Source organism: Pseudovibrio sp. FO-BEG1 (assembly GCF_000236645.1).
Taxonomy (GTDB): domain Bacteria; phylum Pseudomonadota; class Alphaproteobacteria; order Rhizobiales; family Stappiaceae; genus Pseudovibrio.
The window spans coordinates 811,034-825,336 of sequence record NC_016642.1 but is presented as its reverse complement, the minus strand read 5'-3'; the positions used below and the strand labels follow the sequence as shown (position 1 = coordinate 825,336).

The 14,303-nt window shown below is 53.1% G+C and carries 17 protein-coding genes; 8 read left to right on the top strand and 9 right to left on the bottom strand.

The window, feature by feature from the left end:
- Positions 1 to 152: 152 nt before the first annotated feature.
- The 3 genes from PSE_RS03880 (at position 153) to PSE_RS03870 (ending at position 5,016) form a co-directional block, all read left to right on the top strand.
- Entirely contained in the window at positions 153 to 3,797 is a 3,645-nt protein-coding gene (locus PSE_RS03880) for a hypothetical protein (protein WP_014283657.1), read from the top strand.
- A 128-nt stretch (positions 3,798 to 3,925) separates the two neighbouring features.
- Positions 3,926 to 4,399, top strand: coding sequence for a hypothetical protein (locus tag PSE_RS03875; protein ID WP_014283656.1), 474 nt, complete (start codon positions 3,926 to 3,928; stop codon positions 4,397 to 4,399).
- A 161-nt stretch (positions 4,400 to 4,560) separates the two neighbouring features.
- Positions 4,561 to 5,016: a hypothetical protein gene (locus PSE_RS03870; protein ID WP_014283655.1), complete on the top strand. Its 456-nt coding sequence runs from the start codon at positions 4,561 to 4,563 to the stop codon at positions 5,014 to 5,016.
- Between the two features lie 49 nt (positions 5,017 to 5,065).
- Here the strand turns inward: PSE_RS03870 and PSE_RS03865 are convergent, their stop codons facing one another.
- Together PSE_RS03865 and PSE_RS03860 are read right to left on the bottom strand one after the other, a co-directional pair.
- Positions 5,066 to 5,524: a hypothetical protein gene (locus tag PSE_RS03865; protein WP_208998080.1), complete on the bottom strand. Its 459-nt coding sequence runs from the start codon at positions 5,522 to 5,524 to the stop codon at positions 5,066 to 5,068.
- Positions 5,524 to 5,724 (bottom strand): hypothetical protein, encoded by a 201-nt coding sequence (locus PSE_RS03860; RefSeq protein WP_014283653.1) that lies wholly within the window; start codon positions 5,722 to 5,724, stop codon positions 5,524 to 5,526. Before PSE_RS03860 ends, PSE_RS03865 begins: the two co-directional genes overlap by 1 nt.
- 163 nt (positions 5,725 to 5,887) lie before the next feature.
- Here PSE_RS03860 and PSE_RS03855 point away from each other — a divergent pair, with 163 nt between their 5' ends.
- Positions 5,888 to 6,277 carry a VOC family protein gene (locus tag PSE_RS03855; protein WP_014283652.1) on the top strand — a complete coding sequence of 130 codons (390 nt, stop codon included), beginning with the start codon at positions 5,888 to 5,890 and terminating at the stop codon, positions 6,275 to 6,277.
- A gap of 2 nt (positions 6,278 to 6,279) precedes the next feature.
- Here the strand turns inward: PSE_RS03855 and PSE_RS03850 are convergent, their stop codons facing one another.
- The gene (locus tag PSE_RS03850; protein WP_014283651.1) at positions 6,280 to 6,951 is read right to left on the bottom strand and encodes an AraC family transcriptional regulator; all 672 of its coding nucleotides are present in this window, start codon (positions 6,949 to 6,951) and stop codon (positions 6,280 to 6,282) included.
- A gap of 108 nt (positions 6,952 to 7,059) precedes the next feature.
- Positions 7,060 to 8,235: a cupin domain-containing protein gene (locus PSE_RS03845; RefSeq protein ID WP_244421344.1), complete on the bottom strand. Its 1,176-nt coding sequence runs from the start codon at positions 8,233 to 8,235 to the stop codon at positions 7,060 to 7,062.
- 253 nt (positions 8,236 to 8,488) lie between these two features.
- Between PSE_RS03845 and PSE_RS03840 the strand changes: the two genes are divergently transcribed.
- The gene (locus tag PSE_RS03840) at positions 8,489 to 9,283 is read left to right on the top strand and encodes a class I SAM-dependent methyltransferase (protein ID WP_208998079.1); all 795 of its coding nucleotides are present in this window, start codon (positions 8,489 to 8,491) and stop codon (positions 9,281 to 9,283) included.
- Here the strand turns inward: PSE_RS03840 and PSE_RS03835 are convergent, their stop codons facing one another.
- On the bottom strand, positions 9,284 to 9,946 hold the full coding sequence (locus PSE_RS03835) for a Crp/Fnr family transcriptional regulator (RefSeq protein ID WP_014283647.1): 663 nt from the start codon (positions 9,944 to 9,946) through the stop codon (positions 9,284 to 9,286).
- Positions 9,947 to 10,043: 97 nt separating this feature from the next.
- Between PSE_RS03835 and deoD the strand changes: the two genes are divergently transcribed.
- Entirely contained in the window at positions 10,044 to 10,772 is a 729-nt protein-coding gene (gene deoD / locus PSE_RS03830) for a purine-nucleoside phosphorylase (RefSeq protein WP_008548225.1), read from the top strand.
- Positions 10,772 to 11,014: a YgjV family protein gene (locus tag PSE_RS03825; RefSeq protein ID WP_008548770.1), complete on the top strand. Its 243-nt coding sequence runs from the start codon at positions 10,772 to 10,774 to the stop codon at positions 11,012 to 11,014. Before deoD ends, PSE_RS03825 begins: the two co-directional genes overlap by 1 nt.
- Positions 11,015 to 11,135: 121 nt before the next feature.
- Here PSE_RS03825 and PSE_RS03820 read toward each other — a convergent pair whose 3' ends face one another.
- Together PSE_RS03820 and PSE_RS03815 are read right to left on the bottom strand one after the other, a co-directional pair.
- A complete protein-coding gene (locus tag PSE_RS03820; RefSeq protein ID WP_148266082.1) occupies positions 11,136 to 11,363 on the bottom strand; it encodes a hypothetical protein in 228 nt (75 codons plus the stop codon).
- A 59-nt stretch (positions 11,364 to 11,422) separates the two neighbouring features.
- Complete coding sequence (locus PSE_RS03815; RefSeq protein WP_051125976.1) at positions 11,423 to 11,845, bottom strand: hypothetical protein; 423 nt, start codon at positions 11,843 to 11,845, stop codon at positions 11,423 to 11,425.
- 110 nt (positions 11,846 to 11,955) lie between these two features.
- On the opposite strand from PSE_RS03815, the gene PSE_RS03810 reads away from it, so the two are divergent.
- Positions 11,956 to 12,837: a LysR family transcriptional regulator gene (locus PSE_RS03810; RefSeq protein ID WP_014283643.1), complete on the top strand. Its 882-nt coding sequence runs from the start codon at positions 11,956 to 11,958 to the stop codon at positions 12,835 to 12,837.
- On the opposite strand, the gene PSE_RS03805 is transcribed toward PSE_RS03810, so the two are convergent.
- Positions 12,815 to 13,333 carry a hypothetical protein gene (locus PSE_RS03805; RefSeq protein WP_014283642.1) on the bottom strand — a complete coding sequence of 173 codons (519 nt, stop codon included), beginning with the start codon at positions 13,331 to 13,333 and terminating at the stop codon, positions 12,815 to 12,817. The two genes, PSE_RS03810 and PSE_RS03805, sit on opposite strands and share 23 nt — an antisense overlap.
- Positions 13,334 to 13,396: 63 nt before the next feature.
- Positions 13,397 to 14,287: a LysR family transcriptional regulator gene (locus PSE_RS03800; RefSeq protein WP_041767928.1), complete on the bottom strand. Its 891-nt coding sequence runs from the start codon at positions 14,285 to 14,287 to the stop codon at positions 13,397 to 13,399.
- Positions 14,288 to 14,303 lie beyond the last annotated feature (16 nt).

Here is a 14,303-nt window from a genome sequence, read left to right as displayed (position 1 = left end):
ACTCTCACTTTTATTTTAATGTCTGCCCGCAGGTACAAGTCTCTCTTCACCAGTTCTTTCAAATCCCAGCATGAACGCCTGAATCTACGTCATTTCCAGAGTATCCGAGACTAAATTACAGCCAGTCGATCTCATTCACTGCGGAGTTTCCGATGCCAGAAAACAAGCTCACACCCGAACAGCATCAATGGGCACAGAAGGTCTACCGGCACTTGCAGTGGAAGTTCCCGTTAGTGGAAGGCGACCCTCATGAAGATGAAGAGCTTGAGGAAATTCCGCTGGATGATGTGGAGCTTAACACCTCTTCTCTAGGCAGCACGGAAGATGCTGTCGAAGAGCCCGTTTCTGAACTGGAAGCCCGGAAGAAGGCACATGATGCGGAACTGAGCAGCCTCTATAAGCGCCTGAAGCGTATCAGAAAATCTATCGAGGTTGCAGGCAAACGCAGCAAGGTGTTCACCGAAGAAGATGAAACTCAGGATCTGTTTGAAGCCGCCAAGGCGCTTGGTGAAGAGCAAATTGCGCTGGCAACTGAGGTTTCTGGCCAGAAAGATCAGGATGGTTTTCATGATCTTGGAGCAATCAAGGGTCATCTGGATAAAGCCGATCATTACCTCAAGACCATGCAGGCAGCCTATCAGAAGGGTCAGGGAACAGCCGTTGAAGAGCTTGAAGACCTAAAGAAAACCGCCGCGCGATATCAGCAGCGTGTTGAAGAGCTCCACAAAGAACGCGCGCCTTTGACAAACTGGAGCGTAGACCTTTCCGCAGTCGATAGTGCTTACAGTGCAGCGCTGGACAACTTCACTGAGATGAACCGCGCTATTTCTGGCTACGTGGTGTCAGAGGTCAATCGCACTCTGGATGTGGCGAAAGAAAAGCTGGCGCAGCTGAAGGAAGCGACCGACAGTGCGAAGCGATATGCGGATGCGAGTGGCACCGAGCTGTTGCTCAAGGTTTCAATTGCAGAGCGTACCATCAAGGATCTGACTGAGCAGAGCATTACGCTGGATGATACGCCGGATCAGCTGGGTGCATTCAACAAGGCCCATGATGAAGCTGTCGCTGAGGCCAAGAAGGCAAATGATGCTGTTCTTGGCAAGCGTGGCCGGGATTGTGAGGCCGCATTGACGAAAGCGGACAAGGCCATTTCTCAAATGCAGCAGATTTTGTTGCTGGCACGCACAGCCGCTGCGGGGAGTGAGTTTGCGCCATCTGACGATGTGGATGAGACCTTCCTTCAACAGCTTGCCGATGATGTTTCAAAGCAAGAGAAAATTGTCGATGAGCTCAACGGCCAGCGTGATCTGGTCAAGAACCACGGCATCAACTACCCGTCCTTTGAAGCGGCTTATCAGTCTGCGCAGACTGCGATCCTTGGAGCGCAAGCGGCTTTGCTGGCGCGGAACGGTTTTTCGGCACAGGCCAGCATTCATGATGTGCGTGATGCTGCTGAGGACATGAAGGATTACATTGCGGAGGCCGAAAGTGCGCTTGAGGTTCTTGCTGAGCAAATTCGGGATTTGCGAAGAGCACTGGAGCCGTTGGCTGACAAGCGCAGGGACTTTGAAAAGTATGCTCAGGCCGATGAGAAGTTTGGCGGAAAACAACTTGGCCGGTTTGATGCGGTATGCGCAGAAGTATCGGCACTGATTGATTATGCTGAAGTGTGCATGCAAGGCCAGCGGGTTGAGGAAGCGGATCAGGCCGTTGGCAACTCCCGCAATGGTTTGAAGAGACTGGAGAAGGAAGCGAAGAGCCTGCTTTGGATGCCTCAGGTCAGCAGTGCGGCAACGGAAGACGAAGCGCACGAGATGCTGGAGAAGGCCATTGCGCGTGTACGGGCTGATGTTCAGGACTACGATAAGATGCGCAGCGTTTTCCGGGACAATGAAGAGCTCAAGATCTACGCGAACCTTTTTGACAAGGCTGCCGATTATGTTTCTCAGGCAGAGGACCAGCTGGCGAGAAAGCGGTTTGCGAATGCAGAGGATGCGCTGGACAACGCGCGTGTCACACTCGATTCCATGGAAATTGCCTATGAACGCGGGGCTGACACAGCTGCAAAGGTGGAAGGGTTCCTTGCTGATGTTGAAGCTGCCAAAGACCGGATTACTGCGGTTTATGACCAAGGTATGGCCTTGCAAAACCCGGATCATAAAAATGACTTCCTCAGTTACAACAGCATCGCCACAGATTTCGCCTTTCAGGTAGAGGGCCTGATTGCGGAAGGCAGAGTGAAGGATGCTCGCGCGATCCTGAGCAATCTGAAAGTTGCGCTGGCCAATCTGGAGCGGTGTGTCACCCAAAAGCCGCCGAAGAAAAAGAAAGCAAAGGCTGAACCCAAAGCCACTGAGGCGCCAGTTCAGGAGCAAGAGGTACAAGCGGAAGCTATTGATCCTAAAGCGGCTGAGCAAAAGGAGTTGGGGCAGCAGCTGGATCAGATCCGAAATGCGATCAACACGATCTTCAGTCAGGCCCGGCCACATTGCGTCGATGAATATGTGAAAGATCTGGAGGAAGCCTACGCCTCAGCGATGCAGCAGCAGGAAGAGGCTAGCGCTGCTCTGACAGCAGGAGATTTGGAAGGTGCTCGTGCCTCGGCCTCAGCAGCCAAGCAGGTTCTGAGTGTGATGCAGACTATTCAGGACAACAGCCGACAGATTCTGACCTCCCTGTTGAATGGTCTTTCTGAAGGCGCAACTTATTACGATACGCTGATTTCCGGCATCTATCAGAAACGGGCTGAGTTTGATGACTGGAGTGTGGATCTGGCGCAGTTTGATAATGCTCACAACAGGGTGCAAGAGACGCTGCGCAATCTGCATAAAGCCATCAAGGATCAGATCGCGGAGCATGCCAAGACCCTGCTTGATAAGCTGGAGGACGACAAGCAGGCCCTTGAAGAAGCCTATGCTGAGACCTGCGAAAATCGCGACATGTTGCGGTCTGATCTGATCATTCAGGTTTCTGACAAGCAGAGTGAACTCTCGCAGCTGTTTGCCCAGCAATACCGTTTTGATGGGAATGAGGCTTTGCTTGAGCGCTTTACCAAGCAACATGCTATGGCGCTCGTTTGCGCTCAGGTGATGCTGGACAATCTGAAAGCCGAGAATGGCAAGGAAGTTGAAATTCAGTTCGCCAAGTTTGATGAGTGCGTGGCAAATCTGAAAGAAATGCTCAAAGACGCTCCGCTGCCTTCTGCCGAGAACCAGACACCAGAGATTGATGAGGATGAGAGCATCTCGATTGGCATTGAGCAAACCTATCGACAGCTTAAGTCCTTCGGAAAACGCAAAGATCTCTTCAAAAACAAAGAGGACCTCGCTGAGTTCAACGGCCTCGTCAAAGAGGTTGAAACCTATCTGCAAGATGCCGAAGCTCAGCTGGGTGGGCGAGATGCCAAGAGTGCCTTTGATAAGGTGGAGGCAGCCATGGAGAATGTGCGGGCTGCCTTTGAGCGCGGCCAGCGCACTGCTGCAACGCTTGAGGCCTATCAGATCAAGGTTGAGGAGCTGGCAGACACCATCAACCAGCTCTTCGGTCAGCGCAGTGTCATTCAGGACGATGATGACATGGCCATCTTCGTCGATCACAACGAGACTGCCAGCGAGGCTGCTTACAAGATTGAGAGCTTCCTGAAAAACGGAAAGATCACCGAAGCTGAGGTTCAGTTCGGCTTCCTGCGCAGCCTGATTGCCAGCATGGAGCGGCTCCTCAAGCAACAAGTCACCAAACAACGCAAAGGCATGTTCCGGCAACGGCGGGGGGCTATACGCCGCGGTAAGAAGAAATAGTTCTTCTAGCCCAAGATTTCAGCGGTATTTCAAGTGGTGCTGGAAGCGGTGTTTGAAGACGTTTGGAAACCATTGTCTGCAATTCTGGCCCGACGCTCTTGCATTTTAATTCGGGATTGGAACGCAGAATGAGACGCTATTTCACGACAGGCCTGTGCCTGATTGCCATTGCTGGTTTGGCGGGATGTCAGACAACGACGCCTGGTCAGGGTCGCCTGGGTGGTAAAGACGTTCAGTTTGAAGTGACCGAAAACTTCTTTGGCGGTGGTGGCGCAGCGACGACTGCCACTCTGCCTGATGGCGAAGTGTTTACGGGTAAGCTCGTTACAGCGAAGAGCGAGACCACCAACGTTGGAGAGAGCGACTTCGGCGGCTTTGATGATTTCGACGACTTCGATGATTTTGACGGGTTTGATGACGGGCCGTTCCTTGTCTCAACCTTCTCGACCACCTACAGCCCTTACGCACGTGGTGTGCTGTTCAGTGCCAAACGCAGCATGCGCTGTGTCGTGACGCTTTCCAATCCTGCCGGTGGCTTCTCTGACGGCGGTGTTGGGCAGTGTAAGCTTTCCAATGGCGGCACGTTCCCAGTGGAGTTCTAGAGAGCGAAATCTTTTCGTTACTGTGCTTTTTGTGATTGCTGGTCTCATAGCCCCTGACCTACAGCCGGTTCAGGGGCTTTTGGCTGTGGTGACTGTGGTATTTAAACTCATTTCCTGACAGCCAAACCCGACATTCAATTATTCGGGATTGGTGAATTACAATGAAGACTATTCTAAAAATCGGTGTGTGCGTTGCTGCATTTTCAGCTTTGGTGGGCTGTCAGTCGACCACTACGGGGCAAGGCCGTGTTGTCAGCAAGGATGGCAAGAACTCCCAGAGCGTGACGTTTCAGGTGACCGAAGAGTTTCTCGACAATGGCGCAGCTTCTGTTGTGGCGACGCTTTCCAGCGGTGAGTTCTTCACCGGTAAGCTGGTGACTGAGAAGAAGCAGACCGAGAGCGTTGAAGACGGCTTCTTCTATGAAGATGACGACGATGACTTCTTCACCTCCAGCTCTTCCACCACCTACAGTTCCAAAGCCAAAGGCGTACTGTTCAGCGCTGCTCGTTCCATGCAGTGCCAGATCACCCTGAGCAACCCAAGCCTCGGGTTTGCGGATGGCGGCGTTGGCCAGTGTAAGATTTCTACTGGCGAAACAGTGCCGGTTCAGTTCTAAGCACACCGCTTCAAGAATTTTGTCCTGAGAGGCTTTTTGTCTCTCAGGTTCACCCCACCTTTTCCGGCATGCCTTTGCCGTTGTTCCACCAGCGGTTTGGGTTGGTGCTGTTGGGGTTGTAGGCGGCGCGGCTGGCCCAGTCTTCGCGGAGGAAGATGACGGGTTCTTCGTAGTGGTGGACGTGGAGGATGGCATCCATGACCTTTTCGAGGATTTGCAGGTCACGCTCGATGGAGATTTTGAGCTCCACCATGGGGTAGGTTTCCGTCATCCCTGCTTCGAAACCATCCACGTGGGTTGTGGTGGTGGAGTTTGGTTCTGGCTGAGAGGTTTCCCTGCCGATTGCGGAGATGCTTGCGTTGCGTTGGTAGCGGCCAAAGCTGAGCGGATGCACTTGCATGACGGCATCCAGTATGCGGTCCGTATCTTCCGGCAGTGTTTGGATTTCGATTGTCCAGACCGGTTCAAAACGGCCTGATTTGGCCTTGTATTCAGATAGATCGCTCATCATCCCCTCCCCTCATTATTGTCCTGCGTTTTGCCGCGAAATGTGCCGTAGAGCCCTACGATGCCGACTGCGCTAATCAGCAAGCCTGCGATGACGTTGAACAGGGTGCCTTCATAAAACGCGGTGTAGGCGAAGTAAGCGCCATAGCCGCTGATGAAGCAGGTGATCAGAACGTACAGGACTTTGCGGAAATTGCGCATGAAGCAGCCTCGCTCGCTGGCAGGAACCTGAGGGAGCCTAACAGATTCCCTCGTGTTTGCATCCACGAGTGATCAGAGAGCTTCTTCTGAAAGTGTCGCTTTTTTTCAATACGTGCAGGCTGTGGCTGGTTAGGTTTCTTCTCAGGAAAACAGGAGAGATTCCATGCACTTGAAATACGTCATCATGTACGTTGAGAACCCACGCGAAACCATCGACTTTTACTGCAAGGCCTTTGATGTGGAGCCTGGTCTGATCACCGAAGAAGGTGATTATGGCGAGGTGAAAACCGGAGAAACAACTCTGTCGTTCTCCTCCTTCAAGCTGATGGAAAGCCTTGGCAAAAATCCTTCACATGCAGATGCGAGCAATCCGTGCTTTGAGGTTGCTTTCCAGACTGAGGATGTGGCTGGCGGCCTTGCAAAAGCGTTGTCCGCAGGTGCTGAGCTTGTGCAGGAGGTGAAGGAAGAGCCGTGGGGGCAAACGACCTCCTACGTGAAGGACATGAACGGTTTCCTGATCGAGATATGTTCGCCGGTGACGGCTCCGGCTTAAAGCTAACCAAAGGCAACGGATTGGGCTTGTTGTTTAAAGCTTGTGTTTGCGGCGAATTGCATGGGCGAGACGCCAAACCAGCGTTGGAATTCGCGGCTCATGTGCGCCTGATCAGAGAAGCCGTTGTCGAGGGCAAAATCGGCCCAGTTTTCGACGGTATCAACGCGTCGGGCGGCTTTGCGGATGCGGGCAAGCTGACGCCAGTAGACTGGTGAACGGTTGGTGTGGCGCGCTAAGGTGCGCTGCAATGTTTTGAGCGTCACCCCCAACGCTCCCGCGGAGGCGGCAATGGACACTTGCTCCTCCGCAATACAGCCCAGCGCTTCAGACACGCGCGTATTGAGACGGGTGTGGTCTGCGAGCAGCTCATAGATGGTGGCTTCATCCCATGACCCCAGCCCCTTCAGCGCTGCGAGCAATGCTGGCTCATTGACCTGCGTGCCCGGCTTGAGGCGGAAACCGATCATGCGGTTTACAGTGATGCGATCGGTTTGGTGGGGTTCGTCAAACAGCTCAGAGACTTGCCAGGCAGGGCGATTGCCTTCCACCTCAGTGACAATCAGATCCCGGCAGCCATCTGGCAGGATTGGACCGGAGACGCCCAGTTGTCCGGAATGATGCCAGACCTGAGCGAGCGTTTCAGGCAGAGACGTGCTGGTTTGATTTTGCTGCACACCTTCCCTCCCTTGTTCGCTTCGTGGTCCACCTTCAGCAATTTGCCATCAGAGCATCGGGGGATCAAACAGATTTACTCCCAAAACTTGATCTCTTTGGCTCTGTGCTTATCCCTCCTTAGTGGTGATGAAAACATCTCGTTTCGGAAACTGTCTGACAGCTCTGGATTGCTGATTGAAGTGCGCTGTCAGCAGGTAATCCGGATTGCTGGCAAGCCATTCTGACAGGTCGATGGCCTGATACTCACCGGTGTTAAAGGCAATCAGAATGCGCGCCTTTTCTGTTCCTGTGTTTTCAATGGAGTGCCCGTAGCCTTGCGGGATATAGCCGACATCTCCTTTACTCAGAGTTTCAATGGCATAGCGGCCTTTGGCACCGAACATGGTGACGCTGATGCTGCCTTCCATCACATACTGCCATTCATCCGCATTGGGGTGCCAGTGAAGTTCTCTTAGCGCACCTGGATCAAGCTCCAAAACAAGGCCGGTGATGGTTGTTGCAATGGGGAACTCATTCTGGCTGACACGCCATATACGTCCACCCTTGCGCGTTACCTTGGGCTCTTGTTTCAGGAGGCTGTATTTGTGCGCTTCCGGAGTGGGATTGAACTCCCCCTGATGCGGAAGGGTTGGTTGCTCCGGAGGGATGACGCCGTTGACAAAGTAGGCTTCTGATTTGGGGAAGTTGTCGAACGCGCTTTCTGGCATACCGAGGTTCTTGGCCAGCAGGTTCTTTGGCGTATGCCCCAGCCAGTCTGTGATGCTGAAGGTGCCGAACTCTGAGAAGTAGCCGTTATCAAAAATCAGAATGAAGTGGCAGGGTTCATCCCCCAGGCATTGGATGGAATGCCCGTGCCCTCTTGGAAAGTACCAGACGTCACCGGGTTCAAAATCATCCGTTGCGGATTGACCGTTGGGATTGATGACTGTGGTCCGGCAGCGGCCATCCATGACGAAGGCCCACTCCGCGGCTGTTGCGTGCCAGTGCAGTTCGCGGGCGACACCCGGTTCCAGCTTCATGGACACACCGGCAATGCCTGTTGAGATGGGGAACTGTTCGACAGTAGCCTCTTTGCCAAAGCTGCCGCCATCGACGCGTCCGGTGGTTTTCTCCAGCTCAAACTTGAATCTCGGGAGTTCTTTGTTTGCCAGGTCTGGTTCGGGAACGTTGTTCCAGAATGGCCCTGATGGATACTCAGCTGCGGAGGCTTGTGTTGCCACTGCTCCGCCAACCCCTGCTGCCATGGCAGCTTTGAAAAAGTCCCGTCTTGATGCGCCAGACATGATGCCTCCCTACGATCAGGAAATGCAGCGCGCACATATTATCACGGTGTGGTTCGTGGGCAATGGTGAGATGGTAGGGCATCTCACAGGCAAGGCGAAATGCTGGCGTTAGTGTTAATCAGTCGTGCCCAGCCAAAGATTACGGATTTTCATTTGAATGCCGCTTTTAATGCGAGGAAAATAGACCTTGTAGGGCAACCACTTGCTGCGCCCCTCCGATTTCCTGATGCCTATTGCAAAGATTGGATCGCTCATGTCTGTCGATGTTACTCAGCAATACAAGACCAGCTCAAATCTTAGAACCCGCGCGAACCTGCACCGGCGTTATGCCAATAAGAACTGGTTTGAGTGGGCTTACAAACACATGGGGTTTCGCGAAAACAGCAAGATCGCAGACATTGGGTGTGGCACGGGCTGGTTCTGGACAGCCAATCAACATGTGCTACCAAATGGGCTGGATGTTTCATTGCTCGATCAATCCGCGCAGATGGTGGCTGAGGCCAAAGGTGCTCTGGAAGCGCTTTCTGCCGTGCAGCGTGTTTCCGGTTATGTTGAAAAGGCTGAGGCAATCCCGTTTGAGGATGCTTCCTGCGATATGGTGATGGCGATGCACATGGTCTATCACCTGTCGGATCCCGATAAAGCCATGGATGAGATGCAGCGTATCCTGAAACCAGATGGACGGCTTGTCATCTCGCTTAACAGCCCCTCCAACCTGAAGCAGATTTATGAGATCAACAGCCGGGTGTTTGATGTGGCTCCAGTTGACCCTTCCACTGTGATTGCACCACCTGCTGACGTAGCAGGCCAGCTGCAGCAGCGTTTCAACTCAATCACTCTGCTGACTTATAAAGACATCTACGAGATTGATGACGCTGAGACCGTGTTCGCAACCTTGACGTCCTATCCTCCCGGCAATGAGGCGACGGAGGCACAACAAACGCAGTTGCGTGCTGAGATCAGCAAGTGTCTGGAAGAGCACCACGGCGTTATGAGATCACCGCATGAGGTGTTGTTGCTTGTGGCGCAGGAGCCAAAGGCGGTTTGATTACCGCTCTTCTTCGTCGGAGAGGTAGCGTTGCAGCTTGTCTTTGTTGGCGACTTTGAGTTCGCGGCCTCGTTTTTCGACGAGGCCCAGCTCGATCAGTTGGCTGACGGCGCGGCGATAGACGCGTTCGGAGCAACCGAAGCGCTCAGCTTCCCGGAAGACACGCTCAAACTGGATTGGTGGCTTGTTGCCCAGCTCGCGGAGCATCAGGTCTTTGGCGATGTTGTAGGCCAGCGGGTACATGAAATGCGATGTAACCCGATCCATCACGCCCTGATAGGTATCTGCCAGACATTGGCTGAGCCAAATGCCCACATGCGGGTGCTGAACCAGTAATGCTTCCAGCTCAGCAATCGGGATCACGCGGACGCTCACCGGACCATCGCAGCGGATGTCGAACTGGATCGGCTTGCCGGTGAGGAACTCAATCTCTCCGTAGAGGCGGTCTTCTATGTTGAAGCGGCCATGACTGAAGCGGCGCCCATTGGCTGCTGTGTAGCTGACCGTGCAATATCCGTCGTCTATCCAATAGAGGTGCTCAAGGGTCTGGCCTTGCCGGAGGAGGTATTCTCCAGGCTCCATATGGCGCAAAAGGAACGGGCCAGATTTGATCCATTCCAAGACTTCCTTATGTCCAATTTCAGCGAGCGATTTAATTGTCATTTTTGCATTATTTAATTCAGAGATGCGGACAATTGTCCTGTTTTTGAATCGGAGATATTTCTACCTTTCTCCTTGCAAGCTGCATAGGAGAATCTTGATGACACCGCATATCAACGCCCAGACTGGAGACTTTGCTGAAACAGTCCTCATGCCGGGTGATCCGCTTCGCGCAAAGTATATTGCAGAAACCTATCTGGAAAATGTACGCGAAGTTACTAACGTGCGTAACGTGCTTGGTTTTACTGGTGAATACAAGGGTAAACCACTTTCCGTTATGGCGCATGGTATGGGTATGCCATCCATCTCGATCTATGCACATGAGCTGATCAACTTTTACGGCGTCAAGCAGCTCATCCGCGTCGGCAGCTGCGGTGGTGTTGATGAAGAGCTGAAACTGCGCGATCTGATCGTTGCGACCAGCGCCAGCACCAACTCCGCGATGATCCGTGATCGCTTTGCAGGCTATGACTATGCTGCTGCTCCGGATTTTGAACTGCTGAAAGCTTGTTCTGAAGCTGCGAAAGAGCTCGACCTCTCGCCGCGCTTCGGCAACATTCTCTCTGGTGACCTGTTCTACGGTTCCAATCCTGCTCTACTGCCAGCCATGCAGAAAATGGGCGTTCTGGCAGTGGAAATGGAAGCTGCGGCCCTGTTTGCGATTGCTGCGGAGTTCCGCGTGAAAGCGCTGTGCGTGCTGACCGTTTCTGATCACCTGATCACTGCAGAAGAGACTTCCTCTGAAGAACGCCAGACCAGCTTCAACCAGATGATGGAGCTTGCTCTGGAAACTGCTTATGCAACAACACCTGAAATGGCTGACGCATAATGAATATGGAACTTGTAGGCTATCTGGCCTCAATCACCGTGATGACTTCCCTCCTGATGGGCAACGTCCTGTGGCTTCGTGTGATCAACATGATCGGTTGTATCCTGTTCACCATCTATGGTGTTGCAGTTGATGCTTACCCGGTTGTTTTGCTCAACGGCATGTGCGTGTTCATCAACATTTACCACTTGGCAAAATTGAGAAAGCAACAACAACAAGCACTTACGCCAGCAGAAGCGTAAGGCACTCGCCCCCATCAAGCCAAGGTATTTGTAAACTCAAGAGCCCTGAGCGTCCTCCAAGACGCGCTCAGGGCTCTTTTTCTTTTTATCAAGCCAACTCAGGCAGCAGCAGCTTGCATTTTCAGCTAGCACCGCTCTCCCTGCCGCTTTCAGCTGCGAAAACGCGGTATAGCAGGGTGACATTTTCGGCTGAGGCTGCTTTGCCGAAGGTGAGCTGCGGGTTTCCAGCTTCATCTGAGGCCAGCTTGTAGAGCACTAAATATCGTGCTTCGAGAAAGCTTAGAAATGCCTCGGCGGTGTCATTTTCAGCAAATGTAAGCTGTATTCCCCGATGTGGGTGTGACGTCACCTCTGGCTCCACAGATGCCAAGGTTGAAGTTTGATCGTCTAACACAAACTCAGCTTCCGTCATTGCGTCACTTTCAGATCAACTGACAGCCAGACCTGATCCCAGCGGTTTAGTTTTTCTTCGGGAGAGAGTGAGGCTGGGGAGACTGGCTGTGCAGCGGGCAAGACTGGGTAGTCTTTGAGGAGTGGAGCCCGGACGGCGCCTTTGAGTTGGTCGTTTATCTGGCAGGTGACGGCAATCATGTCGTTGCAAGCTGGGCAGAAGAGGATGGTTGCTTGTTGGCTTCCCTGCTTTTCTTCAGTCAGTGGCTGCGATGCTTCGATAAGGAGCTCCCCTTTGGGGTGAGACAGGTAGATGCCATCATGTTGAGTGCAATAGTCACAAGAGCATCGGCGAGGTGTGTACTCGCTGAGAGGCTTATGCAGTTTCAGCTGCACGTGCGTTCCACCGCAGGAACATTGGCCGTGGCTTATCTCATGCATTGCGTTGCCTCCTTGCTCGTTCTTCCGTCCCAAGAAGGTATCGTTCTGCCCGCACTCATTGAAGTTTATTTTCATTATGGTCTATTATTCACTTCATGAATTTAAGCAGCATGGATCTCAACCTGCTTCTGGTGTTTGAAGCGGTTTACTCGGAACGCAACCTGACACGAGCTAGCAAGCGACTGAACCTGACGCAGCCTGCTGTCAGCAATGCGCTGCGTCGTTTGCGGGATACCTTTCAGGATCCTCTTTTCATCCGCACTGCAGAAGGCATGGTGCCAACAGATCTGGCGGAGCAGTTGGCAGGCCGTGTTCTGGATGCACTGGAAATGCTGCGCAGTTTTGAGAGCCGCGAAAGCTTTGATCCCGCAGGACTTACGCGGGATTTTCGTATCTCCATCAGCGACTATAACGGCATGCTGGTTTTGCCGCGTCTTCTGAAGGTGCTGGCTGAGCACGCACCAGGGGTCAGCATCACCACCTCGCAAATACAGCGCGCCCATGTGAGTGAGCACCTCAGCACAGGGCAAGTGGATCTGGTTCTTGCCCCGAAGCAAGACGTCGCCAACCTTTCCTATGAACCTCTGTATTCCGACGACTATGTGGGCGTGGCTTCGGCACATTACGGGCCTGAGGGTGGCCAGATGTCATTGGAGGAGTACTGCCAGCGTGAGCACCTGCTGTTTTCGCTGGAGGGGTATGGCAGAAGCACTGTGGATGTTGCTTTGTCCAAACTTGGCAAGAAGCGCAAGGTGGTGTTGCGCAGCTCTCATGTGCACACGATACCTCATGTTCTTGAAGGGTCAGCATTCATTGCGACCCTGCCCCGCCTGATAACACTGGACTATCTGAAGCGCTTTGAACTCACGAGCTTCGGCCTACCTATTGAACTTCAAGGGCACAAAGTTGGATTGCACTGGCATGCAAGGCAGCATCACGACCCAGCTCATGAATGGCTGCGCGGGTTGATCAAGGAGTTGTTTGGCCACTAGCGGCTTGTGCCTCAAGGATATGCTTGTAGTAGATGTCGCCTCGTTCAGCGGCGAACATGTCGACGATGAGGCCTTGCGTGGCGAGCATCAGCAGGGTCACGCCGATGGCGTTGGCGTGGGTATTGTTGAACAGGAAGAATAAGGCGAGGCCGCCCAAAGCGAATGCAATCGCGAGAGGGTATGTGATACGGAAGATCTTCTCAAACCCTTCAACACGCTGCTTTTCTTCCGCGACGAAGCCTGCAGGGTCTTCTTGGTACTGCTCTGAAAACGTGGTCATGCGCTGGGTGTTGTTGACCACACCAAAGATGCCTGTTGTGAAGCCAATGGTGCCCAACACGATAAGTGGGATCATCATTGCCTTGGCGCTTGGTGTGGAGCCAAACCAGCCGAAAGCGATACCGGAGAGCAAGATGACCAAGCCTGCAGTGCCAAAGATCGATGCTTCCAGAATTTCGCCTTTGCACCATTGCAGCGTGTAGTGAATGAAGTCCATCTGGCCCTCGCATTTTCGTTGCGGCACCATTTAAGTGAACATCGTTCTCTTGTCAATTGCGGGTTAACTCGCAGTCCTGATGCTTTTGGTGATGTAGTCCATGAAGACTTTGATTTTGGGCGAGATGAGTTCCCGTTTCAGATAAATAGCGTGGGTGGATGTCTGCTGGCCGTGAGGGCTAAAGGTTAGGTCTGGCAGCACCTGAACCAACTCCCCTGTCGCCAGTTCTCGCCGCACGGCCCAGTGTGGAATGAGGGCCAGTCCTCCGTGATTCAGGATCAGTTGCTTCTGCCCGTTGACGCTGTTTGTTTCCAGAGTGTCGCTTAAAGTAAGTCTCTCAATTTTATCTGAGATTTGGAACCAGTTGGCCCAGCCTGCATAGCCGTACTTAATCGCACGATGTTGGGTCAGATCCTGCGGGGTTTCGGGAGTTCCTGCCTGCCTCAGATAGGTTGGACTGGCACAGATGATGAAGTTGTTTGGCAAAAGGTGGCGGGCAATGAGAGAGGAATCTGCCAGAGTTCCACTGCGAATTGCCACATCAACGCCTTCCTCAATCAGGTCCACGACCCGCTCGGTCAGCTCAACCTTGATCTTCAGTTTCGGATACTCCGCCATAAAGGTCGGAACCAGCGGCAGGATAACGGTTTCGCCAAAGCCGACAGTGGAGCTGATGGTGAGCGTGCCTTGAGGCTCCTGCTGTAAGTCACTGATTGCGCGTTTGGCTTCATCAAGGTCAGAGAGGATCTGCCGGGAGTAGCTGTAAAACCGAAGGCCTGCCTCAGTGGGAGAAACCTTTCTTGTATTGCGGTTTAGGAGACGAACACCGAGTTCTTCTTCAAGGCTGGCAATCTGACGGGAGATGGAGGAGGGCTGCAAATCAAAGCGGCGACTTGCTTCCGTGATGCTTTGCTCCTCCATGACGGCGTTGAAGTAGGCAATGCGCTTCATCATGGTGGCTTCCTCCGAT